Annotated in this window: 15 protein-coding genes and 1 other RNA gene; 10 read left to right on the plus strand and 6 right to left on the minus strand. The window is 63.8% G+C overall.

Going from position 1 to position 24,441, the window contains the following annotated elements:
- Nucleotides 1–10 precede the first annotated feature (10 nt).
- The 5 genes from NCT04_RS08475 to ffs form a co-directional block, all read right to left on the minus strand.
- Entirely contained in the window at nucleotides 11–235 is a 225-nt protein-coding gene (locus tag NCT04_RS08475) for a DUF1653 domain-containing protein (RefSeq protein ID WP_045450705.1), read from the minus strand.
- 22 nt (nucleotides 236–257) lie between these two features.
- The gene (gene recR, locus NCT04_RS08480) at nucleotides 258–854 is read right to left on the minus strand and encodes a recombination mediator RecR (RefSeq protein ID WP_244825350.1); all 597 of its coding nucleotides are present in this window, start codon (nucleotides 852–854) and stop codon (nucleotides 258–260) included.
- Nucleotides 855–913: 59 nt separating this feature from the next.
- The gene (locus NCT04_RS08485) at nucleotides 914–1,240 is read right to left on the minus strand and encodes a YbaB/EbfC family nucleoid-associated protein (protein WP_244825351.1); all 327 of its coding nucleotides are present in this window, start codon (nucleotides 1,238–1,240) and stop codon (nucleotides 914–916) included.
- Nucleotides 1,241–1,358: 118 nt separating this feature from the next.
- A complete protein-coding gene (dnaX, locus tag NCT04_RS08490; protein ID WP_250464979.1) occupies nucleotides 1,359–4,505 on the minus strand; it encodes a DNA polymerase III subunit gamma/tau in 3,147 nt (1,048 codons plus the stop codon).
- A gap of 185 nt (nucleotides 4,506–4,690) precedes the next feature.
- Nucleotides 4,691–4,789: signal recognition particle sRNA small type (gene ffs, locus NCT04_RS08495), an RNA gene on the minus strand.
- A 346-nt stretch (nucleotides 4,790–5,135) separates the two neighbouring features.
- Here ffs and trxA point away from each other — a divergent pair.
- From trxA to NCT04_RS08545, 10 genes are all read left to right on the plus strand, one after another.
- The gene (gene trxA / locus NCT04_RS08500; RefSeq protein WP_008349330.1) at nucleotides 5,136–5,462 is read left to right on the plus strand and encodes a thioredoxin TrxA; all 327 of its coding nucleotides are present in this window, start codon (nucleotides 5,136–5,138) and stop codon (nucleotides 5,460–5,462) included.
- Between the two features lie 240 nt (nucleotides 5,463–5,702).
- Nucleotides 5,703–6,968: a transcription termination factor Rho gene (gene rho, locus NCT04_RS08505; protein WP_244825353.1), complete on the plus strand. Its 1,266-nt coding sequence runs from the start codon at nucleotides 5,703–5,705 to the stop codon at nucleotides 6,966–6,968.
- 211 nt (nucleotides 6,969–7,179) lie between these two features.
- Nucleotides 7,180–8,004: a M90 family metallopeptidase gene (locus NCT04_RS08510; RefSeq protein ID WP_250464981.1), complete on the plus strand. Its 825-nt coding sequence runs from the start codon at nucleotides 7,180–7,182 to the stop codon at nucleotides 8,002–8,004.
- A gap of 131 nt (nucleotides 8,005–8,135) precedes the next feature.
- Complete coding sequence (locus tag NCT04_RS08515; RefSeq protein ID WP_016345518.1) at nucleotides 8,136–8,390, plus strand: type B 50S ribosomal protein L31; 255 nt, start codon at nucleotides 8,136–8,138, stop codon at nucleotides 8,388–8,390.
- Nucleotides 8,391–8,647: 257 nt separating this feature from the next.
- The gene (locus NCT04_RS08520; protein WP_250464983.1) at nucleotides 8,648–10,411 is read left to right on the plus strand and encodes an ArnT family glycosyltransferase; all 1,764 of its coding nucleotides are present in this window, start codon (nucleotides 8,648–8,650) and stop codon (nucleotides 10,409–10,411) included.
- Nucleotides 10,412–10,450: 39 nt separating this feature from the next.
- Nucleotides 10,451–11,809, plus strand: coding sequence for an MATE family efflux transporter (locus tag NCT04_RS08525; protein WP_250465062.1), 1,359 nt, complete (start codon nucleotides 10,451–10,453; stop codon nucleotides 11,807–11,809).
- 95 nt (nucleotides 11,810–11,904) lie between these two features.
- Entirely contained in the window at nucleotides 11,905–17,934 is a 6,030-nt protein-coding gene (locus tag NCT04_RS08530; RefSeq protein WP_250464984.1) for an Ig-like domain-containing alpha-2-macroglobulin family protein, read from the plus strand.
- Between the two features lie 4 nt (nucleotides 17,935–17,938).
- Nucleotides 17,939–20,161 (plus strand): penicillin-binding protein 1C, encoded by a 2,223-nt coding sequence (pbpC, locus tag NCT04_RS08535; protein WP_250464986.1) that lies wholly within the window; start codon nucleotides 17,939–17,941, stop codon nucleotides 20,159–20,161.
- 228 nt (nucleotides 20,162–20,389) lie between these two features.
- Nucleotides 20,390–20,998 (plus strand): ComEA family DNA-binding protein, encoded by a 609-nt coding sequence (locus tag NCT04_RS08540; protein WP_250464988.1) that lies wholly within the window; start codon nucleotides 20,390–20,392, stop codon nucleotides 20,996–20,998.
- A gap of 49 nt (nucleotides 20,999–21,047) precedes the next feature.
- Nucleotides 21,048–21,620, plus strand: a complete 573-nt coding sequence (locus NCT04_RS08545; RefSeq protein WP_409014978.1) for a YidB family protein — start codon at nucleotides 21,048–21,050, stop codon at nucleotides 21,618–21,620.
- A gap of 178 nt (nucleotides 21,621–21,798) precedes the next feature.
- On the opposite strand, the gene clpB is transcribed toward NCT04_RS08545, so the two are convergent.
- The gene (gene clpB / locus NCT04_RS08550) at nucleotides 21,799–24,396 is read right to left on the minus strand and encodes an ATP-dependent chaperone ClpB (RefSeq protein ID WP_250464990.1); all 2,598 of its coding nucleotides are present in this window, start codon (nucleotides 24,394–24,396) and stop codon (nucleotides 21,799–21,801) included.
- Nucleotides 24,397–24,441 lie beyond the last annotated feature (45 nt).

Here is a 24,441-nt window from a genome sequence, read left to right on the forward strand (position 1 = left end):
CCGCCAATTTTTAAAGTGGGATGTCGAGTGGCTTGAAGCGCGGCGTGCCGTCGGCAAGCGTCTCGTTGAACATCGCGGCGGGCCGGACCCATAAACCGCGATCATGCGGCCAGAGATGCTCGTAGACGATCATGGCTTCCTCGGTTTCCGAGTGCCGCGCGACGCCGATCACGCGATACAGCCCGCCCTTGTAATGACGATGAGTCGCGAGCGCGAGTGCTTCGGTTTCTGTCATCGATGCAGTCCTTGATCTTTTCTCACACCGAGCGGCGGTCGAGCATCGCGCGGGCGATGGTGCCGGCATCGACGTATTCGAGTTCGCCGCCCACCGGTACGCCGCGCGCGAGCCGCGTGACCTTCAGCCCTTTAGACTTGAGCGTCTGTGCCAGATAGTGCGCGGTCGCCTCGCCTTCGTTGGTGAAGTTGGTGGCAAGCACCACTTCATTCACGGTGCCGTCGAGCGCGCGGTTGATGAGCCGCTCGAAGTGAATTTCCTTCGGCCCGATGCCGTCGAGCGGACTCAGCCGGCCCATCAACACGAAGTAGAGCCCGCGATACGTGAGCGTCTGCTCCAGCATGATCTGATCGGCCGGCGTCTCGACGACGCATAGAAGCGCGGAATCGCGTTCTTCGTCGCTGCATACTTCGCAGATGTCGGCTTCGGTGAAGGTATTGCACTTCTCGCAGTGCTTCAGATGCCCGGTCGCGAACAACAGCGCGTTGCCGAGTTTGTCGGCGCCCGCGCGGTCGTGCTGCATCAGGTGATACGCCATGCGCTGCGCCGACTTCGGGCCGACGCCGGGCAGCGCACGCAGCGCTTCGACGAGCGCCGACAAGGCGGATGGTTGTTTCATGTGTCCTCATGGGCGGGCCGAAAGCGCGGCAAACGCCGCGTGCGCCTTCGGCCACGCGCTTAAAACGGCAGCTTGAAGCCGGGCGGCATGGGCATGCCGGCCGTCATGCCGCCCATCTTTTCCTGCGTGGTGGCTTCGGCCTTGCGCACGGCGTCGTTGAACGCGGCGGCGACCAGGTCTTCGAGCATGTCCTTGTCGTCGGCGAGCAGGCTCGGGTCGATCTGCACGCGGCGCACGTCGTTCTTGCAGGTCATCGTCACCTTGACGAGACCGGCGCCGGACTGGCCTTCGACCTCGATCAGCGCGAGCTGATCCTGCATCTTCTTCATGTTTTCCTGCATTTGCTGAGCTTGCTTCATCAGCCCGGCGAGTTGGTTCTTCATCATGATTCGGCTCCTTGAAACGGATAGTGCGTATGACGGGCAGACGCTCAGGCGAAAATGCCCGTGCGCCCGGTTGATTCGTTCGCGGCGCGGCTTCTGACGGCGCGCCTCGCGGGATGGCTTATCTTACAGAAGACGCGCCCGAAGGATTCGCGCCCGTTGCGGCAACCGGCTTGATCGATCCCTGCACGATGCTCGCGCCGAAATCGCGAATGAGCGATTGCACGAACGGGTCTTGCCTGATTTCCTGCTCGGCTTGCTGCTGGCGTTTCGCGCGTTCGGCGGCGTCGAGCGCGGCGGCGGTGCGGCGTGCGGGCGCAACCGACACATTGACCTCGAGCGCGCGGCCGAGTTTCTCCGTGAGCGCGGTCTTGAGCTTGGCGACTTGCGCGGCGTCCGCGTATTGCGGCACGGGAACGACGAGCGTGAGCGAACTGGCGTCGCAGGCGGTCAGTTCGCTGTTGAACGCGAGCTGGTATGCAATGCCCTTGAGCGGCAGATCGACCGCGAGCGTCGCCCATTCTCCCGCGATGCCGATAGGGTCGAGCGGCACGGCGGGCGGCAGCGGCGTGGCGTCGATCTTCGGCGCGGGCTTCGCTGTGGGCGCGGGTTCGTTGCCGAAGCGCATGTCGTCCGGTGCGCTATCGAACGCGGGCATGTAGCCGTCGTCGGGAGCGGCGGAGAAGTATTCATCCTCCGATCCGGGCGGCGGGTAGTCGTCGGGCGGCATGTCTTCCCAAGGAGGGATGACCTTGGGGCTTGTTTTCGCGTTGGCGTCATTGCCGGCGCGAGCGGCATTGTCGACGCTGGCGTTCGTGTTGGTGTTGATGTGGGCGCTACCGTTGCCCTTGCTGTCGACGCCCACGCCGGTGCTGCGCCCGCGAACGCCATTGTCGAGGCCGACGTTGCTCCCGCCAATGGCATCAGCACCCGCGTTGTCTGCCGCAGGCGTCGCCTGTACGTCAGAGCCCGCGCTGGCGCGCGGCGCGACGCGGCGCGGCGTCGGCACGGGAACCGAGGGCTTCGGCACGGCAGGTTTCGTTGCAGCAGGAGCGCCCGCTGGCGCGGCCGCCGCGCCTCTTCCACCACGATCCGATGAAAGTCGCATGCCCGCACTACGCAATACTTCGAGCGCGTCCCTCGCGCCACCTGCGGCGCTGCGCGGCGCGACTGATCCGGCAGACGGCGACGCGGTTTCGGGCGCGCCATTATTAGAAGCCTCGTCTACAGCTTGCCGAGCCGCGGCAGAAAGCGGCGCCGATGCGACTGGCACTTCGTCAAACACAACGTCTCGTGCATTCCCGACAGCAGACGGCGTATTGGCCTGAACGATCTCTGCTGTGCCTTGCGCGAGCGGCGATTCGGCGGCCTCGGCTACAGAAGGCGAATCGGCAGAGTCGGCCTTCCGCACATCTGAAGATGCGGCGCTCGGCGTGGCCGAATCGAAGTCTTCCTGCGCCACTGCTGCATTGCTTGAAGATGCGATGGTGTTCAGAGGCGCGGCCGAATCGGCAGCGGCCGCGGCAATATCCCGCGCGCCTGGAGGCGTGGCGCTATCTGCAACAGGAGCGGGATTGGCAGTGGCCGTCTGCGCGTCTGAAGATGTGGCGCTGTTCGACACTAAAGCTGAATGACCGACGTCCGCTCTCGATGCGCTTGACAAGCCAGCCGTGTTTGCAAGCGCAGTCGAATCGCCAGAGGTCGCGTTCTTCGCGCCCGAAGGAGCGGCACTTCCTCCGGCGTCCCTCAAGTCCGCGGAACCGGCGTAAGCCGCACGCGATGCCGCATCCGCCATCGCCGATTCTCGTGCATCGGACGCGCCGACTGGCTTCGCGACTGGCTCCGCGACTGATTCAGCCGATTCGACGCTGCGCTTCGCTTCAGCGCCCGCAAGCTCGTCGGATGCGTCACGTGGCCCGACTTTCGCCGAGCTCGCAGACCGTGCGCCGTGCTTATCCAATGTCGAAACAGCCGCTTCACCCGACTCAGCCAACTTTTCAAAAGAACGGTCGCTAATCTGGTGCCGCGCGCCCGCTCGATCCGCCAAAACTCCATCGCGAGCCACCGGTGCCGGCGCCACGGCCCGCTCCGCCATAGCTCCCGCGAGCGCCGCATTGCGCGCGCCCTTCACGCTTTGCGGCGCGCTCACCACGAGCCCGCCACCGCCACCTCCGCCCGGACCGCCAGCGGGTTCGAACGCGAGCATGCGCAGAAGCGTCATGGTGAAGCCCGCGTATTCATCCGGCGCGAGCCCCAGTTCGCTGCGTCCGACGGTCGCGATCTGGTAGAACAACTGAACCTGTTCGGCCGACAAGCCCTCGGCGAATCGACGAATATCTCCCGCCTCCGGCCACTCGTCCAGCACCGATGCCGGCGCGAACTGCGCCCACGCAATCCGATGCAGCAAGCTCGCCAGATCCTGCAACGCGGTCGAGAACGATAGACTGCGCAAAGCCATTTCATCGGCGATGGCGAGCACGCCCGCGCCATCGCTTGCGGCGAGGGCATCGAGCAGGCGGATCAGATAGCTTTGATCCAGCGCGCCGAGCATGCCGCGCACGGCTTCCTCGGTCACCTGATTGGCCGAATAGGCGATAGCCTGATCGGTCAGCGAAAGCGCGTCGCGCATGCTGCCGTCCGCCGCGCGCGACAACAACCGCAGCGCCTGCACTTCGAAAGCAATGCTCTCTTGCTGGAGGATGTTCTCCAGATGCGACACGATATGTCCCGCGGGCATCTGCTTCAGATTGAACTGGAGGCAGCGCGACAGCACGGTGACCGGAATCTTCTGCGGATCGGTCGTGGCGAGAATGAACTTCACATGGGGAGGCGGCTCTTCCAACGTCTTCAACATGGCGTTGAACGCGTGGTTCGTGAGCATGTGCACTTCGTCGATCATGTAGACCTTGAAGCGCGCGTCGACCGGTGCATAAACCGCGCGCTCGAGCAGCGCCGCCATTTCGTCGACACCGCGATTGCTCGCCGCATCCATTTCGACGTAATCGACGAAACGGCCTTCGTCGATTTCCCGGCAAGCGCGGCACACGCCGCACGGCTTCGAGGTCACGCCGGTTTCACAGTTGAGCGCTTTTGCGAAGATGCGCGAAAGCGTGGTCTTGCCGACGCCGCGCGTACCCGTGAAAAGATACGCGTGATGCAGGCGTCCACCGTCGAGCGCGTGCGTGAGCGCACGAACGACGTGCTCCTGGCCGACGAGCGACTCGAACGATTTCGGCCGCCATTTGCGTGCGAGAACTTGATAGGTCATGCGCGAAATTGTATCAGCAACGACTAGCGGCAAACGCCGCCGAAAGCGGCTGTCCGGCGCATCCGGAGCACGCGTAAAGAAGCGGATTCAAGTCGCGTAGATGCGAGCGAATCGACTAAAAACTAGAGGAGAGTGAAGCAGGAAACCGCGGAGATTGAAGCCGGAAAAAGGCAAATAAAGCGGAAGGTGACGAGCCCGACCCTCGGCACTGGTGGAAAGCGGCTGTGGCTGCTTCGTTCCCGACCTGACCAGGTTGACCGCGCCACCATGCGAGGAGGCCCGTCACGTCGAATCATATCACGCCGATAGCCGCGCCCGATAGACCTCGCGAGCACGTCGCCGACTGCATGCGGCTCCGCTTGCATTTGCCCGAATGCGCCTCCAATTGAGCGATGAAGGGCTGCGCGACGGCGCCTATCGGCATCGGCGACAGATAGCAAATTAAGCTAAGATGAGCGTTGAATCACGTGCGGCGCATGCTTCATCGTCCATGCGGCCAGTCCGCAAGGCTCGTCAGACGTGGTAAGCCGGCTTCGTCTCGCCCAAGCGGCGACGAAAATCTTTTACTGTTTTGGTGTATCGTGGCGAGCATTCAAACGCGGGCCTCGAATCAATAGAGGTATTCAGACAATGAGCGAATCAATCAAGCACATCAGCGACGCATCTTTCGAACAAGACGTCGTCAAGTCGGACAAACCTGTTCTGCTCGATTTCTGGGCCGAGTGGTGCGGTCCGTGCAAGATGATTGCCCCGATCCTCGATGAAGTCGCAAAGGATTACGGCGATCGCCTGCAAATCGCGAAGATCAACGTCGACGAGCATCAATCGACGCCGGTGAAGTTCGGCGTGCGCGGTATCCCCACGCTGATCCTGTTCAAGAACGGCGCAGTGGCCGCGCAGAAGGTCGGCGCGCTGTCGAAGTCGCAGTTGACCGCGTTCCTGGACAGCAACCTGTAATAGCTCGACCGGTTCGGAGCCAGCATCGTCGGCCTTTGAACCGCGCTTGAACCACAGCGCCGATGTTGTCCACCGACAACATCGGCGCCAAAGCCCCGCCCCCGGCCAACCTAAGGCTCGCGTCGCGTGTGCTATGCTAGAATTACAAGAGTTCAAGAAGTACTAAGTCCTAGAGCGGTTCCGCTCACCTCTTCTCCCAAATCTTTCTGTCGTACCTCTTCTCCCTGGCGGGAAATCCGTATGCATTTATCCGAGCTCAAGTCTCAGCACGTGTCTGCACTGATCGAGATGGCCAATGGCCTCGAGATCGAAAATGCGAACCGCCTGCGCAAGCAGGAACTCATGTTCGCCATACTTAAAAAGCGCGCCAAGGGTGGCGACACGATTTTCGGCGACGGCACGCTCGAAGTGCTGCCCGACGGCTTCGGCTTCTTGCGTTCACCCGAGACTTCGTATCTCGCGAGTACGGACGACATCTATATCAGCCCGTCGCAGATTCGCCGCTTCAATCTGCACACCGGCGACACCATCGAAGGCGAAGTGCGCACGCCGAAAGACGGCGAGCGCTATTTCGCGCTGGTGAAGGTCGACAAAGTCAACGGGCAGCCGCCCGAGGCCTCGAAACATAAGATCATGTTCGAGAACCTCACGCCGCTGCATCCGAATAAGCCGTTGCCGCTCGAGCGCGAAATGCGCGGCGAGGAAAACGTCACCGGCCGGATCATCGACATGATCTCGCCTATCGGCAAGGGCCAGCGCGGTCTGCTCGTGGCGTCGCCGAAGTCGGGCAAGACGGTGATGCTTCAGCACATCGCGCATGCCATCAAGTCGAACCACCCGGATATCGTGCTGTTCGTGCTGCTCATCGACGAGCGTCCGGAAGAAGTCACGGAAATGCAGCGTTCGGTCAAGGGCGAAGTAATCGCTTCCACCTTCGACGAACCTGCCGCGCGCCACGTCCAAGTCGCGGAAATGGTGATCGAAAAGGCCAAGCGCCTGGTCGAAATGAAGCACGATGTCGTGATTCTGCTCGACTCCATCACGCGTCTCGCGCGCGCCTACAACACGGTCGTGCCGGCCTCTGGCAAGGTGCTGACGGGCGGTGTCGACGCCAACGCGCTGCAGCGTCCGAAGCGCTTCTTCGGCGCCGCGCGCAATATCGAGGAAGGCGGGTCGCTCACGATCATCGGCACCGCGCTGATCGAAACCGGCAGCCGCATGGACGACGTGATCTACGAAGAGTTCAAGGGCACCGGCAACATGGAAGTGCACCTGGAACGGCGTCTCGCGGAAAAGCGCGTGTATCCGTCGATCAATCTGAACAAGTCGGGCACGCGCCGCGAGGAACTGCTGATCAAGCCGGACCTGCTGCAAAAGGTTTGGGTGCTGCGCAAGTTCATTCACGACATGGACGAAGTCGAAGCCATGGAATTCCTGCTCGACAAGATCCGTCAGACGAAGAGCAATTCCGAGTTCTTCGACTTGATGCGGCGTGGTGGCAGCTGATTTGCCATTCGCTTATGCGTCGAGAAAAAACCGCCTGCCTTTGGTCAGGCGGTTTTTTTATGTCGTCGCTGTCGGCTGGTGTCGATTCGCGTTTGCCGGCCACTCTATCCGCGTGGCGACAGCTCCAGCCGATCCCGCAAGCAGCGCATTCTGCCCACGATCCTCCCCCATCCGTACAATCCGGTCTATCGCGCTTCCAACGCCTCGATCGATGACCAATCCCTTCACCCGCTGGTTCGGCGCGCAACGCCGCGAGCGCACGCTGCGCAAATACGCGATCGACGAAAGCCTGTGGCGGCGCACCCTCGATGCCTATCCGTGCTTCGGCCACCTGAATCCGGCCGACCTCGAACGTCTGCGCGAGACCGCGAGTCTCTTCATCGCGCAAAAGGAATTTTCGACCGCGCACGATCTCGAACTGACCGACGCCATGATCGTCTCCATCGCCGCGCAAGCCTGTTTGCCCGTCCTCAACCTCAGTCTCGACCTTTATCGCGGCTGGGTCGGCGTGATTGTCTATCCGGGCGAGTTCGTCATCAAAAAGACGGTGGAAGATCAGGACGGCGTCGTGCACGAAGTGGAACACGATGCCAGCGGCGAAGCATGGGAAGGCGGCCCGGTCGTGCTCTCGTGGGAAGATGCCCAGATGGCCGATGGCGCTGACGCCTACAACGTGGTGATCCACGAATTCGCCCACAAGATCGACATGGTGAACGGCGAGGCCGATGGTCATCCGCCGCTCTATCGACGCTGGCACGCGCCGCTCGACTCGACCGCATGGGCCGATGTCTTCGATAACGCCTATGACCAATTCTGCGCCCGCGTCGACGCGGTGCCGCAGCGCCGTTTCGGCCGCTTCGAGCGCGAATCGCTGATCGATCCCTACGCGACGGATCATCCATCCGAGTTTTTCGCGGTCTGCAGCGAGGCGCTGTTCGTTACGCCGAAACCCTTCGAAGCGGAGTATCCCGAGTTGTATCGCCTGCTTGCGCGCTATTACCGGCAGGACCCGGCGGGCGTCGGCGCCCTCTTCTAAAGCTTCCCAAAAAGATGTCAAGGGTCTGATTTTCTGGCATAATCGCCGTTTTTCGACCCTAGGCAAGTGACTCGCGAGCGCCTTGACTCAAGACGCAACGGGTTGGCTACCGCCAGATACCAGGAAAGACCATGAAAGAAGGCATTCACCCGAATTATCGCGAAGTTCTGTTCGTCGACATGTCGAACGACTTCCGTTTCGTGACCCGCTCGACCATCCAGACGCGCGAAACCGCCGAATTCAACGGTAAGTCGTACCCGCTCGCGAAGATCGAAGTGTCGTCGGAATCGCATCCGTTCTACACCGGTCAGCAAAAGATCATGGACACGGCAGGCCGCGTCGAGAAGTTCAACAACAAGTTCGCTCGCTTCTCCACCAAGAAGTAAGACGGACCACCGCTTCAGCAAAAAGGGCAGCTCTTGGCTGCCCTTTTTTGTCTCTGCCGTTTCCATGATGCTGCACGGCAAAACGGTAAGGGTTGTTGCACGGCGTTACCGCGAGCCCGTCGACACTGACGCACTCCGAGGCGCGCGTCTACAATGCCGGATGCTCTGGCCCCCGCCGCGCTTGCACGCACCTGGCAACCTACCCGCACGCACCAACGCACGGCGCACCGCCCGTTTCTCTCGATAAGCCCTCACGCATGCGATCTGTCGTTCGTCTGACCGCCTCCGCCACCAGCGCCCTGCCGCGCTGGCTACTGCTCGCCATCTGTATCGTCTACGCGTCGTTCGGGCTGTTCGGCCGCGACCCGTGGAAGAACGAGGACGCGGCGGGCTTCGGCGTGATGTGGACGATGGCCAACGGCGACGCGCGCGACTGGCTGCTGCCCAATCTCGTCGGCAAGGCGCTCACGGGCGACGGCCCGCTGATGTACTGGCTCGGGGCATCGTCGATCCGGATCCTGAGTCCGTGGGTCGATGCCAGCAACGCCTCCCGCGTGGTCACGGGCCTGCTCTTCACCATCGCGTGCGCGTTCGTCTGGTACACGGCCTATCTGCTTGGCCGGCGCGACGAAGCCCAGCCATTCAAATACGCGTTCGGCGGCGAACCCGAGCCGCGCGACTACGGCCGCACGCTCGCCGACGGCGCCCTGCTGATTCTCCTCGCCTGCTTCGGGCTCGCCGAGCGCGGTCACGAAACCACGCCGCAGCTCGCGCAGTTCGCCGGCACCGCGATGCTCATTTACGGCCTCGTTCGCAGCATCGACAAGCCGATTCACGGTGCGCTCGTGTGGGGCGCGGCAATCGGCGTGGTCGGCTTGTCGAGCTCGCCCGTGCTGGTGTTCGCGCTTTTGCTATGCACGCTTGCAATGACCATCATCGTGCGTCAGGTGCGCGCCGCGCCGCTGCTGATCTACGGCCTGCCCGTCGCCGTCGTGCTGATCGCCGCGTGGGTGCTGCCGACGCTGCATTTCTTCCCCGACGACGGCGAATGGTGGCTGCGTCAATGGTGGCGCAACAGCTTCGATACTTTCTCCGGGCCGCCGTCGCTCGTATTCGGCTACGCGATGAAGAACCTGCCGCTCTTCACCTGGCCCGCCTGGCCGCTTGCAATCTGGGCCTTCGTGAGCTGGGGCGGCATGCGCCGCTCGCCGCACGTCGCCGTGCCCTTGTCCGTGATCGGACCGCTGCTCGTGCTCGTCGTGCTGCAGGCGCGCGAAACCAATCGCCTCTTCTTGCTGCTGCTGCCGCCGCTGTCCGTGCTCGCGACTTTCGCGCTGCCGACCTTGAAACGCGGCGCGATCAACGCGATCGACTGGTTCGCCATGCTCAGTTTCACGATCATCGGCACGCTCGTCTGGCTCGTGTGGACGGCCGGCATGTTCGGCTTTCCCGCGCCCATGGCCCGCAATCTCGCGCGCCTCGCGCCCGGTTTTCATCCTGAATTCAAACTCATTTCGTTCGTCTGCGCGGTCGCGGTGACGGCGTGCTGGTTCCTGCTCGCGCGCTGGCGGCTTGCACGCCATCCGAAGGTGCTGTGGCGCAGTGTCGTGCTATCGAGCGCGGGCACCACGCTGATGTGGGTCTTGCTCATGACTTTATGGCTGCCGGTCGTCAACTACAGCCGGACGTATCGCGATGTCGCGGAGCAGATCGCCGATCATCTTCCGCCCGACTACAACTGCATCTCGCCCGCACGTCTCGGCGACGCGCAGATCGCCACCTTCGCGTACTTCGGCGGCATGCACTTCGCGTTCGACGAAGATTGCGACGTGGTGCTGCGTCAGGATCGCGCGGATTACGGCGATCCGCCGTCCATCTCGGCGTTCGAATGGAAGCTCGTCTGGGAAGGCCGGCGCGTGGCCGACCGCGACGAGCGCTTCCGCCTCTACGTGCGCATTGCGCGCCCCACGCCGCCGGTCAAGAAGCCGCTGCGTCCGAAAAGCCTGCGCCGGGTGCAATAGCGCATGGGCGCCGCCGTGTCTTCCAAAGCCGCCACGGGCATGCTGAGCGATGTCCGCAAGATCGGCGCGCTTGCCTGGCCCGTGCTGATCGGCCAGCTTGCGGTGATCGCGTTCGGCGTGATCGATACCGCGATGGTCGGCCGCTTCTCCGCCACCGATCTCGCGGCGCTCGGGCTCGGTTCGTCCGTCTATATCTCGGTGTATATCGGCTTGACGGGCATTCTCGTCGCGCTCCAGCCGATTGCCGGGCAACTCTTCGGTGCGGGCCGCGAGGCGGAAATCGGCGAGGAAACGCGGCAGGCGCTGTGGCTCGCTTCGGTACTCATGGTGATCGGCTTCGTGCTGCTCTACTTTCCCGAACCGCTGCTGAGTCTCGCGAAAGCGCCGCCCGCGCTACATGACCGCACGGTGGACTACTTGCGCATTCTCTCGTTCGGGCTGCCCGCGAGTCTCGTGTTTCGCGTGTATAGTTCGCTGGCGAACGCGGTCGGCAAACCGCGGCTCGTGATGTTTCTACAAGTCGGCGGGCTCGTGCTCAAGTTTCCGCTCAATACCTGGTTCATCTTCGGCGGTTTCGGCGTGCCCGCGCTCGGCGGTCCCGGCTGCGCGCTTGCGAGCACGCTCATCAACTGGGCGCTCGCCATCGTCGGAATCACGGTGCTGCTGCGCGTGGAGTTCTTCCGGCCGTTCGGCATCTTCGCGCGCTTTTGCTGGCCCGTGTGGAAGCGGCAGATGGCGCTGCTGCGTCTCGGCATTCCGATGGGGCTTTCGTATCTCATCGAAGTGACGTCGTACACGTTCATGGCGCTCTTCATCTCGCGCTTCGGCACGACCACGCTCGCGGGACATCAGATCGCGGGCAACCTCGGCGCGGTGCTCTACATGACGCCGCTTGCCATCGGGATCGCGTCGTCGACGCTGGTGTCGCAGGCGCTCGGCGCAAAGCGTCTGGACGACGCGGCCTCGATCTCGCGGCACGGCATCGGCATGGCGTGCGTGCTGGCGCTGGTGTACGGCGTGATCCTGCTTGCCGCGCGGCCGCAGATCATCGCCGCCTACACGCCCGACGCCCACGTGATCGCCGCCGCGATGCCGCTCGTCTTCATCATCTTCTTCTATCACCTCTGCGACGCGCTGCAGATCACCACGGCGTTCATCCTGCGGGCGTACAAGGTCACGCTCGTGCCGACCGTCATCTACGCGATCGCGCTGTGGGGCATCGGCCTCGGCGGCGGCTATCTGCTCGGCTTCGATGTCGGCGGCATGGTGCCCGAGTGGCTGCAAGGCGCGCGCGGCTTCTGGATAGCCAATACGGTGAGTCTCGGCGTGGCGGGCGTCGGCCTCTTTCTGTACTGGCGGCGCGTGAGTACGCGGCATCGCAACGTGGCGACGCGCTGAGAATCGCCGAAATGCGTCAACGCAACCGATTCGTCGCAAGAATCGCGTAGGGCTCCAGTAAAATCGCGCGGACAAGAATTACTCGGAACGAGTGGATGAGCCGCGTCATGAAAAAACAAAAATGGATTCTGGCCGCAACCACCCTCATCGCCGCTTTCGGCATGAGCGTCGCGATGTATCGGGCCGATGCCGCGCGCGTCGTGACCGTGTCGCCACAAGGCAAGGTCGCGCAAGTGCGTCAGGTCGTCGTGAAGTTCGACGAAGCCATGATCGCGTTCGGCAGTCCGAGCGCCGCCGCGCCCGGCAAGCTCGCCTGTAGCGGCGCGCCCGCCGCGGCCACCGCCGGCGGCGCGCGCTGGATCGACGAAAAAACCTGGGCCTACGATTTCAACGCGGACTTGCCGCCAGGAGTGCGCTGCGGCATCGACCTCAACAGCGGCCTGAAATCCAGCGCGGGCAACGCGCTGTCCGGTCCCAGCCACTTCGCGTTTCAGACGGGCGGGCCATTCGTTACACGCGTCGAGCCGAGTTACGGCGATATCGAGGAAGACCAGACCTTCGTGCTGCGGTTGAACGGCCCGGCCACGCAAGCGTCGGTGCTCGATCACGTCTGGTGCGAATCGAGCGCACTCGGCAACCGCATTCCCGTAAGGACGGCCGACGACGCCACGCGCGGCGCGCTTCTCAAACACTTCGGACTCGCTAAGGAAAGCGACCGCGTGCTCACGCTCGCATGCGGGCAAACGTTGCCGTCCGGCTCGAAAATGCAGCTCGTCTACGGCGCGGGCGTCACCGGGCCGAGCGGCATGCCCAACGATGTCGAGAAGCGCTTCGACTACAAGGTGCGCGATCCGTTTTCCGCGAGCTTCACGTGCGAACGGGAGAACGCGAACGCGCCCTGCACGCCGCTGCGCCCGCTCAGGCTCATGTTCACCGCGCCGATCAGCCGCGCCGACGCCCAGAAGTTCGCGTTGCGTGGTCCCAAAGGCACGGTCGCGCCGCACTTCGATGAAGACAGCAAGGACGCGGAAGTCGAAGCAGTAGAATTCGCCGCGCCGCTGCCGGAGCGCACCGATCTCACCATCGAGGCGCCCGCCAATCTCAAGGACGTGAGCGGCCGCACGCTCGCCAACGCCGACTTCTTCCCGCTCAAGACCGCGACCGCGCCCATGCCGTCGCTCGCGAAGTTCTCGTCGGGCACGTTCGGCATCATCGAGCGCTTTGCAGAGCCGGACATGCCCGCCATGTTGCCGGTCACGCTGCGCCATGTGGAAGCCGACCTGCACGTGCAAGGGCTCGACTCGGGCACCTCGCAGATCACCAAGCTCAGACTCGACGCCGACACCGACATCCGCCAATGGATGCGCAACGTCGATTTGTTCGACGGCATCGGCATGTCGCGCTCGTCGATCGAAGCGCGCATGCCCTCGCTTTTGAAGAACGGTATCGCGCCCGTCATCGTGCCGGAATCGGACGGCACCGTGAGCCGCGATCCGACCATCGACATTCGCTCGCTTTCGCTCTTGAGAAAGCGCGCGGGCGTCGAAACGCTCACGCTGCCCGCCGCCGATCCCAAGGCGCTGCGTCCCTTCGAAGTCGTCGGCATTCCGCTCGCGAAGCCGGGCTTCTATGTCGTCGAACTGGCGTCGCCGGCGCTCGGCGCGTCGTTGATGGGTCAGAACAAGTCGATGTTCGTGCGCACGTCGGTGCTCGTCACGAACCTCGGCGTGCACTTCAAGCAAGGGCGCGAGAACAGTCTCGTCTGGGTGACGACGCTCGACAAGGCCAAGCCCGTCGCCAATGCGGATGTACGCGTGACCGACTGCAACGGCGATCAAGTGGCCACCGGCAAGACCGATGCGCAAGGGCTCGCGACCATCGGCAAACCGCTCGCGGCCATCCGCGAATGCAACGAGAACAGCTTGTCGTACGGCGGCTTCTTCGTCTCGGCGCGCGTTACCGATCCGGTCACCGGACCCGACATGGCCTTCGTGACCTCGGACTGGAATCGCGGCATCGAATCGTGGCGCTTCAACGTGCCGACCGACATGAGCACGAGCCGCACGGTACGCGCGCACACCATTTTCGATCGCACTTTGCTGCGCGCAGGCGAAACCGTGTCGATGAAGCACCTGATGCGCGTCGAAACGCTCAAGGGTTTCGGCTTCCCGCCGAAGTATCCGACGCGCGTGACGATTCGTCATATCGGCAGCGGACAGACGTGGCACATGCCGCTCGCGTGGAGCGCCGATCACAGCGCCGACTCGAGCTTTGCCATTCCCGCCGCGGCCAAACTCGGCGAATACAGCGTGACGCTCGATAACGGCGCGGCCAGCGACACCAACGACGCGAGCGACGACGACGGCGAAGGCAGCAATGTCACGCAGTCGTACGAGACAGGCAGCTTCCGCGTCGAGGAATTCCGTCTGCCGGTGTTCAAGGGCACGGTCTCGGCGGGCGACAGCAAATCGGCCGGTCTGATCGCCGCGCAAGAAGCGCCGGTCGATGTCCACCTCGAATATGTGCAAGGCGGCCCGGCATCGAACCAGCGGGTGCAAGTGTCGGCGCTCGTGCGCGACACGTCGCCGCCCTTCGCTTCAGACTACGATGCATTCAGCTTCTCGCCGTATCGCAAACCCGCGGACGATGGCGCGAGCGCGCCCGCCGAGGACGAGGACAGCGAGCAGCAGACGGAGACCACGACGAAACTCGTCGCCGACAAGCTGCGCGTCACGCTCGATCGCAATGGCGACGGCAAGCTGATCGTGAAGCCGTTGCCCGCCGTCGATTCACCCAAGCGTCTCGCGCTCGAAGCGAGCTTCGCCGACCCGAACGGCGAGATCCAGACCATCAGCGGCAGCGCCACGCTCTGGCCCGCCGCGGTCGCCGTGGGCGTGAAGGCGGCACATTGGGCGTCGGTCGGCGGTTCGGTGCCGGTGCAAGCGCTTGCGCTCGATTTGCAGGGCAAGCCGCGCGCGGGCGTATCTGTCGAAATCAAGGGCATGGCGCGCGTGATGTCGAGTTCGCGCAAGCGCATGGTCGGCGGCTTCTACGCCTACGACAACCATTCCGAAACGAACGACCTGGGCACGCTTTGCAGCGGCAAGAGCGACGATCACGGCATCGTCTCGTGCGATGCCAAGCTCAAGACCGCCGGCAATATCGATCTGATCGCCGTCGCGAAAGACGGCGATGGCCGCACGGCCAACGCGAGCACGTCGGTCTGGGTCACGCGCGAAGACGAACTCTGGTTCGGCGGCGAGAACACGGACCGTATCGACGTGCTTCCTGAAAAGAACAGCTACGAGCCCGGCGAGACCGCGCGCTTCCAGGTGCGCATGCCCTTCCGCTCGGCCACTGCGCTCGTCGCGGTGGAGCGTGAAGGCATCATCGAAACCCATGTGGTCGAACTGAACGGCAAGGACCCGACCGTCGAACTGAAGGTCGAGCAAGCGTGGGGGCCGAACGTCTACGTGTCGGTGCTCGCGTTGCGCGGACGTATCCATGAAGTGCCGTGGTATTCGTTCTTCACGTGGGGCTGGAAAGCGCCGGTCGAATGGGCGCACGCGTTCTGGTATGAAGGCCGTCAATATCAGGCGCCGACGCCGCTCGTCGATCTCTCGAAGCCCGCGTTTCGTTACGGGCTGGCATCGATCAAGGTGGGCACGGCATCGCACAAACTGGCGGTGAGCGTCACGCCGGACGCGAAGTCGTACACGGTGCGCGCCAAGGCGCATGTGAAGGTCAAGGTCGCGTTGCCTGACGGCAAGCCCGCGCCCGCAGGCACGCAGATCGCGGTCGCGGCCGTCGATGAAGCCCTGCTCGAACTCATGCCCAACCAAAGCTGGAACGTGCTCGACGCGATGTTGCAGCAGCGCGCCTACGGCGTGGAAACATCGACCGCGCAGATGGAGATCATCGGGCGGCGGCACTTCGGGCGCAAGGCAGTGCCAGCGGGCGGCGGCGGCGGACATAGCGCCACGCGCGAACTCTTCGATACGCTCCTGCTGTGGAATCCGCGCGTTACGCTCGATGCAAACGGAGAAGCATCCGTCGATGTGCCCTTGAACGACGCGCTCACGCGCTTTCGCATCGTCGCCATCGCGGCGGTGGGCGCGGGACGCTTCGGCACGGGCAGCGCATCAATTCAAAGCACGCAGGACTTGCAACTCATCTCCGGGTTGCCGCCGCTCGTTCGTGTGGGCGACGCATTCCATGCGCAGTTCACGCTGCGCAACACGACGCAGCGCACCATGCGCGTCGTCGTCACGCCGCACGCCGGTTCGCTCGCGCTCGATGCACGCACGGTGGAACTCGCGCCGGAATCGTCGCGGGAAGTCGCTTGGGACGTGACCACGCCCGACGTGCTCGGCATGAACGCATCGGCGAGTCTCGCCTGGGACGTGAGCGCGGTGGAGCAAGGCAGCGCTTCGGCCACGAAGCCCGCGAGCGATGCCGTCAAGCTGCAGCAGCGCGTCGTCGCGGCCATTCCGGTCACGACGCAGCAAGCGACCATCGCGCAGGTGGACGGCACGTTCAGCGTGCCCGTCGCGCCGCCCGCCGATGCCAGCACGTCGAGCAACGGCGCCGTGCGCGGCGGTATCGCGGTGTCCTTGCAGCCGAAGCTCGCGGACGGCTTGCCCGGCGTGCGACGCTGGTTCGAACGCTATCCGTATAACTGCCTCGAACAGCAGACTTCGCGCGCGCTCGGCCTCATGGACGCAGCGCAATGGCAAGCCGTGCTCACGCGCATGCCGTCGTATCTGGATCGCGACGGTCTCGCGAACTACTTCCCGCCCTACGACGACGAACGTCCGACCGGCAGCCCGACGCTCAGCGCGTACTTGCTCGCGGTATCGGACGAAGCGTCGAAGCTCGACCGCCGTTTTGCGATGCCCGCGGAATTGCGCGATCAGCTCGCCGCCGGTCTCGCGAATTTCGTCGACGGCAAGCTCGAACGCAAGTTCTGGGCGCCGCGCAACGACCTCGACTTCGAAAAGCTCGCCGCCATCGAAGCGCTTTCGCGCTACGGTCTCGCCCAGCCGCGCATGCTCGGTTCGATCACCGTCGCGCCGGATCAATGGCCGACCTCGGCCGTGCTCGACTACTACGCGATACTTTCGCGCGTGGACGGTATCGCCGATCGCGAAGCGAAACGCGCGCAGGCCGAGCAGATCATCCGTGCGCGGCTCACGTATCAGGGCACGCGTCTCACGTTCTCGACCGAACGCGACGACGATCTCTGGTGGCTCATGACTGGCAGCGAAACCAACGCCGCGCGCACCGCACTCATCTTCGCAAACGCGCCCGCGTGGAAGGACGAGATGCCGCGCCTCGTGGCCGGCCTCCTCGCGCTGCAGAAAAACGGCGCATGGCAGACCACGACCGCCAATCTTTGGGGCTCGCTCGCGGTGGGACGCTTCTCGCAAATTTTCGAAAGCACGCCGGTCACGGGACGCACGAACATTGCGCTGGGCGCGGCGACACAGAGCGTGGACTGGAGCGCTGCCGCGCCTGCATCGGCGTCGTCGTCGGCGACCCCGATCACTAAGAGTGTCAACACGCGCAGCAGCTTGCTGCCGTGGTCAACCGGCTCGCTCACGTTGACGCAAGACGGCACGGGCAAACCATGGGCGACCATCGAAAGCCTTGCGGCCGTCGCGTTGAAGGCGCCGTTCGCGGCGGGCTATCGCATCGTGAAGACGGTGACGCCGGTCGATCCCGCCGTGAAGGGCGTGCTCTCGCGCGGCGACATCGTGCGCGTGCATCTCGACATCGACGCGCAAAGCGACATGACCTGGGTCGTCGTCAACGATCCGATTCCCGCTGGCGCGACCATTCTCGGCTCCGGTCTCGGACGCGACTCGGAAGCGGCGACTTCCGGCGAGAAGCCGGATCGCGGTTCGTGGCCGGCCTTCGTGGAACGCGGATTCGAAGGGTATCGCGCGTATTACGACTATCTGCCGAAGGGCAAGCTGCAAGTCGAATACACGATGCGGCTGAATAACGCCGGTTCGTTCGGCCTGCCGCCGACGCGTGTGGAAGCGCTCTACGCGCCGTCGTCGTTCGGCGCATTGCCAAACGCGACGGTCGTCGTGAAGCCGCTCGCCGCCAGCGCGAAGTGACGCCGTGAAGCGCGCCCTGTGCTTGCTGATCGGCTGCGTCGTGGCAACGGCGGCGTGCGCGTCGCCGAGCTTCGACGAGGTGCGCGCGAACTGGCGTAGTTCCGACTGGGTGCTGTTGTCGCGCGATGGCGAACCGCTGCAACGCACGCGTGTCGATACGCACGCGCGGCGCGGCGACTGGGTTGCGCTTGCGGATGTCTCGCCCGCGTTGCGTGAGGCCATCGTGGTTTCGGAAGACAAGCGCTTCTACGACCACGCGGGCGTCGACTGGCGCGGCGCGGCGGCGGCGGCATGGGCGAATCTTTGGAACACCCGCACGCGTGGCGCATCGACGGTGACGATGCAGCTCACCGGACTCATCGACGACGATAACGGCAAGCCGAACGGCCGCCGCAATATCGGCGAAAAGGCGCAGCAGACAGTAGGCGCGCTATGGCTCGAACGGAGCTGGCGCAAGGACCAGATTCTCGAGGCGTATCTGAATCTCGTGCCGTTTCGCGGTGAGATCGTGGGTTTATCGGCGTTGTCGCAGACGCTTTTCAACAAGGCGCCGTCCGGGCTCGATGAACGCGAGGCCGCGCTCGCCGCCGCGCTCGTGCGCGCGCCGAATGCGCGTTATGACAAGGTCGCGTCGCGCGCCTGCGTCATCTTGCGCGACATGCAGGCTTTGCATACGAGCGACAAGACGCACGCGAACGACCCGTGCGTCAACCTGGACAGCTATGTGCAACTGACGCTCACACGCACCGCGTCGGCGCCGGGCTTCGCACAAGGCGACGACGCGCTCGCGCCGCATTTCGCGCGGCGCGTTGCAAGCGAAACGCATCCCAAGGCGGGCGATCGCGTGCGCTCGACGCTCGATGCGCATGTGCAGCGCTTCGCGCGCGACACGCTCGCGCGCACGCTTGCCGAACTCAACGCGCGGGCTCATCCGCGCAATGTGCACGACGCGGCGGCGGTGGTGATCGACAACGCATCCGGCGATGTGCTCGCTTGGGTCGGTTCGGCGGGCGGCTTGTCGAACGCGCCCGAAGTCGATGCGGTGCTCGCCGGGCGGCAGGCCGGCTCGACGCTCAAACCGTTTTTGTATGCGCAGGCCATCGACGAAAAACGCCTGACCGCGGCCACGCTGCTCGACGACGCGCCGCTCGATCTCGCCACCGGCGGCGGCCTCTATATTCCACAAAACTACGATCACGACTTCAAGGGCTGGGTGAGCGTGCGTACGGCGCTCGGGTCGTCGCTCAACGTACCGGCAGTGCGCGCGCTCGTGCTCGTCACGCCGCATCGCTTTGCAAAGACGCTGGTCGCGCTCGGTCTGCCGCTTACGCAAGCGGGCGATTATTACGGCTTCAGCCTCGCGCTCGGCAGCGCGGATGTCACGCTGGCCACGCTTACCAATGCGTATCGCGCGCTGGCCAACGGCGGTGTCGCGCGGCCGTCGTTCGATCTTGCGAGCCACGCTGCCGCGCCTGCGGGAAAGCGCGTGTTCAGCCCGGAGGCGAGTTTCATCGTCACGGACATGCTCGCCGACAACAACGCGCGCACGCGCACCTTCGGTTTCGACAGCGTGCTCGCCACGCGCACTTTCAGCGCGGTCAAGACCGGCACCAGCAAGGACATGCGCGATAACTGGGCCGTCGGTTTCACTTCGCGATACACCGTCGGCGTGTGGGTCGGCAATGCCGATGGCGCGCCTATGTGGGACGTCTCCGGCGTCACCGGCGCGGCGCCCGCGTGGAATGCGCTCGTCGGCTATTTGCATCGGCGAGCCGCCAGCCACGCGCCGACTGCGCCGTCGGGCGTGAACGAAACGCAGGTCGCGTATCAGAACGATATCGAACCGAAGCGCGGGGAATGGTTCGTGCGCGGCACGCAGATGAGCGCTATCGGCATCACGGCGAACGCGGCGGGCTCAAGCGGAGCGAGCGGCAAAGGGGACAGCCAGGCGGCGCGCATCGGAGCGCCGACCAATGGCACCATCTTCGCGCTCGATCCCGACATTCCGCCCGCGCGCCAGCGCGTGTGGTTCGAACGCTCGGGCAATGGCGCGCTCGCGTGGCGCCTCGACGGCAAGCCGTTCGGCCGCGATGCGCGCGTCGCCTGGCTGCCATGGCCGGGACATCACGTCCTCGAACTCGTCGATGCGCGCGGCAACGCGGTCGATTCAATCGCCTTCGAAGTGCGCGGCGCGTTTCTCAAGACTGCTCAAAGGCCGTCGCGGTAAGGCCGAAGCATGCCTTGCAGCATGCAAAATATTGATGCGTCATCCAATCTGCATTGCGCGACGTTAAAGATTGTGCGCTCGTGTGGTGCGCGCGGCGGGGTCGTGCACAATGCGAACCGTCATCGTTCGGGACTTGTTTTTGCCCTATGCTTAACGGCAAAGTCGTTATTCTGTCGTAAGCCCGGACGCATCGATTCATCATTCTTTTCCATTGCCTGGAGTGCCGTCATGCTGAAAAAGCTGCTGATGCTGTGCTTTGCGTTGATGCTGTCCGTCGGAACCGCGTTTGCCGCGGTCGATGTCAATACGGCCGATCAAGCCGCGCTCGATTCCGTGAAGGGCTTGGGTCCGGTGAAGTCGAAAGCGATCGTCGACGAGCGCGCGAAGAACGGCCCGTTCAAGGACGCCGACGATCTAGCGACGCGCGTGAAGGGTCTTGGAACAAAGTCCGTGGCCAAGCTCGAGGAGAACGGCCTAACCATCGGCGGATCGTCGCAGCCGCCCACGGGCAAGACCACGAAGCCCGCCGTGAGCAGCACGCAAGGCGCCGCGCCGTCCAACTCGACGGTCAAATCGTCGACAGCCGCCACGGCGGCGACCTCGCCCGCGGCCACCACCGCGCAAACGCCAGCCGCCACGCCGCAAGCGCCGGCTACCGCCACACCTGCTTCGGCTACGAAAAAGAGTTCGCGCAAGTCCAAGGCCGCAAGCGCGGCGGCGGCTGCAAGCGCGGCGCCGGCAGCGACGACGGCACCCGCCGCGGCAAGCGATGCGAAGCCTTCGAAGCGCAAGAGCAAGAAAGACAAGGCCGCGAGCGCCGCGGCTGCCAGTCAATAAAAGTTAGAAAAGATCGAGGCGAGCAGGCGACGGCCAACCGCATCATGCCATCGCCCTTCAACCTCAAGTACTTCGTCTCAAAGCTCGCGTTTCGCTCTCTTCGCACGATGCAAGCGCGTCACGCGAGCCACCCCACCCCGCAACTTCTCGTAGTGAGACTGCCATGAGCCTAATCGATATCCTCGCCTCCACCCTCGGCAACTCGTCGCAACAAGGCGGCCAACCCGGTCAATCCGGCCAGGCTGCGCTGATCACGGCGGCGCTCGAATTCGTCAACAACCAGCCGGGCGGTATCGCGGGGCTGATCCAGCGCTTTCATCAGGCGGGCGCGGGCGACATCGTGTCGTCATGGATCGGCACGGGCGAAAACAAGCCCATCAGCCCGGACACGCTGAACAACGCGCTCGGCTCGGACAACGTCGGTGCGCTCGCGCAGAAAGCCGGCGTGTCGAGCGATCAGTTGTCGGGCATGCTCGCGGCGGTGCTTCCGCATATCGTCGACCGCGCGACGCCGAACGGCGAAGTGCCCGCCAATGGCCAGATGGATCTGTCGAGTGTGCTCGGATCGCTAGGCGGCCTGGCGGGTCTCTTCGGCAAGAACGAAGCGCCGAAACAAGGCTGAGTCTGATTCATCGCGTTTGTGTTGGACCCCGCGGGCGGTCGCCTTGCGGGGTTTTTGTTTTGCGGGCCGCGGCGTTGGCGTCATCGATCGTTTCCGCTGCCGCCAAACAAAAAGGGCGATGGATCACCCATCGCCCTTTAGAAATCGCCGCCGAAGAACAAGCAGCGATCAACCGCCTTTAGTGCACTACGCGGTCGAACACGAACTTCCCGTCCTTGATATCGACCGGAATGACGTCCTTGGGTCCGAACCTGCCAGCCAGAATCAGCTTGGCGACCGGATTCTCGATCTCCTGCTGAATCGCGCGCTTCAACGGCCGCGCGCCGAACACTGGGTCATAGCCGACCTTGCCGATCTGTTCGAGCGCCGCATCCGACACGTCGAACTGGATGTCGAGCTTGGCCAGGCGGTCGTGCAGACGCTGCAACTGAATCTTCGCGATCGATTCGATATTCGCGCGATCCAGCGAGTGGAACACCACCACGTCGTCGATCCGGTTCAGGAATTCCGGCCGGAAATGCAGCTTCACCTCTTCCCAGACGGCGTCCTTCACCGCTTCGTGCGGTTCGCCGACCATGCTCTGGATGACATGCGAACCGAGGTTCGACGTCATCACGATCACCGTGTTCTTGAAGTCGACGGTGCGGCCTTGTCCATCGGTCATTCGGCCATCGTCGAGCACTTGCAGGAGCACGTTGAAGACGTCCGGATGCGCCTTCTCGATTTCATCGAGCAGGATCACGCTGTACGGCTTTCTACGCACGGCTTCGGTGAGATAACCGCCTTCTTCATAGCCGACGTATCCCGGCGGCGCACCGATCAGACGCGCGACGCTGTGTTTCTCCATGAACTCGCTCATGTCGATACGAATGAGATGATCTTCCGAATCGAACAGGAACGCGGCCAGCGCCTTGCACAGTTCCGTCTTGCCGACGCCCGTCGGCCCCAGGAACAGGAACGAGCCATACGGACGGTTCGGATCGGACAGACCCGCGCGCGAACGGCGGATCGCGTCGGCCACCGCGCCGATGGCTTCGTCCTGACCGACCACACGCTCGTGCAGCTTGCCCTCGATCTGCAACAGCTTCTCGCGCTCGCCCTGCATCATGCGCGACACCGGGATGCCCGTGGAACGCGACACCACTTCCGCGATTTCCTCGGCGCCCACTTGCGTGCGCAAAAGACGCGGCCGCGTCGGATTGTTCTGCTCCTGCGACTCGGCCTGCGTCACTTGCTTGAGACGCGCTTCGAGTTCGGGCAGCTTGCCGTATTGCAGTTCGGCCACTTTCTCGAGCTTGCCTTCGCGCTGCAAACGCGCGATGTCCGCACGCGCCTTTTCGATCTCTTCCTTGAGCTGCGCGCTGCCCTGCACGGCGGCCTTTTCGGCGGTCCAGATTTCCTCGAGATCCGAATATTCGCGATTGAGCCGGTCGATTTCTTCCTCGATGAGTTGCAGACGCTTCTGCGATGCCTCGTCCTTCTCCTTCTTCACGGCCTCGCGTTCGATCTTCAACTGGATGAGACGGCGGTCGAGCTTGTCCATCTCTTCGGGCTTCGAATCGATTTCCATCTTGATGCGCGACGCCGCTTCGTCGATCAGATCGATCGCCTTGTCCGGTAGAAAACGGTCCGTGATATAGCGATGCGACAACTCCGCCGCCGCGACGATAGCCGGGTCCGTGATCTCCACGCCGTGATGCAACTCGTACTTTTCCTGCAAGCCGCGCAGGATCGCGATGGTCGCTTCCACCGAAGGTTCGTCGACCAGCACTTTCTGGAAACGCCGCTCGAGCGCCGCGTCCTTCTCGATGTATTTGCGATATTCGTCGAGCGTGGTCGCGCCGATGCAATGCAATTCGCCGCGCGAAAGCGCCGGCTTCAGCATGTTGCCCGCGTCCATTGCGCCTTCGGCCTTGCCCGCGCCGACCATCGTATGAATTTCGTCGATGAAGACGATGGTCATGCCTTCGTCCTTGGCGATATCGCTCAGCACGGCCTTCAGGCGCTCCTCGAACTCGCCGCGGTACTTCGCGCCCGCGAGCAGCGCCGCCATGTCGAGCGACAGCACGCGCTTGCCCTTGAGCGTTTCGGGCACTTCGCCGTTGACGATACGCTGCGCCAGTCCTTCGACGATAGCCGTCTTGCCGACGCCCGGTTCGCCGATCAGCACCGGATTATTCTTGGTGCGGCGTTGCAGAATCTGGATCGAGCGGCGGATTTCGTCATCGCGGCCGATCACCGGATCGAGCTTGCCTGCGCGGGCGCGCTCGGTCAGGTCGACGGTGTACTTCTTGAGCGCCTCGCGCTGACTTTCGGCGTCCTGGCTATCGACCTGCGCGCCGCCGCGAACCGCGTTGATCGCGGCTTCGAGCGCCTTGCGCGTAAGACCATGCTGGCGGGCTACGCGGCCCACTTCGCCTTTGTCGTCCGCGACCGCGAGCAGGTACATTTCGCTCGCGATGTAGGTGTCGTTGAGTTTCTGCGCTTCCTTATCGGCGTTGTTGAGCAGGCCCGCGAGATCGCGGCTGACCTGGACGTTGCCGTCCGTGCCTTGCACTTGCGGCACACGATTCATTGCGTCGTTGAGCGCGTTTTGCAGTGCCTGAACCTGCACGCCCGCGTGCGACATGAGCGAGCGCGCGGAACCGTCCTGCTGCGCGATCAGCGCGGCAAGCAAGTGAACTGGCTCGATGTACTGGTTGTCGTGACCGACCGCCAGACTTTGCGCGTCTGACAGCGCTTCCTGAAATTTGGTGGTGAGTTTGTCGATTCTCATTATTGAAAGCTCCAATTCGAATACGACCAAAATGAGGCGCTTTTG

This window comes from Caballeronia sp. GAFFF2 (genome assembly GCF_023631485.1).
Lineage (GTDB): Bacteria > Pseudomonadota > Gammaproteobacteria > Burkholderiales > Burkholderiaceae > Caballeronia.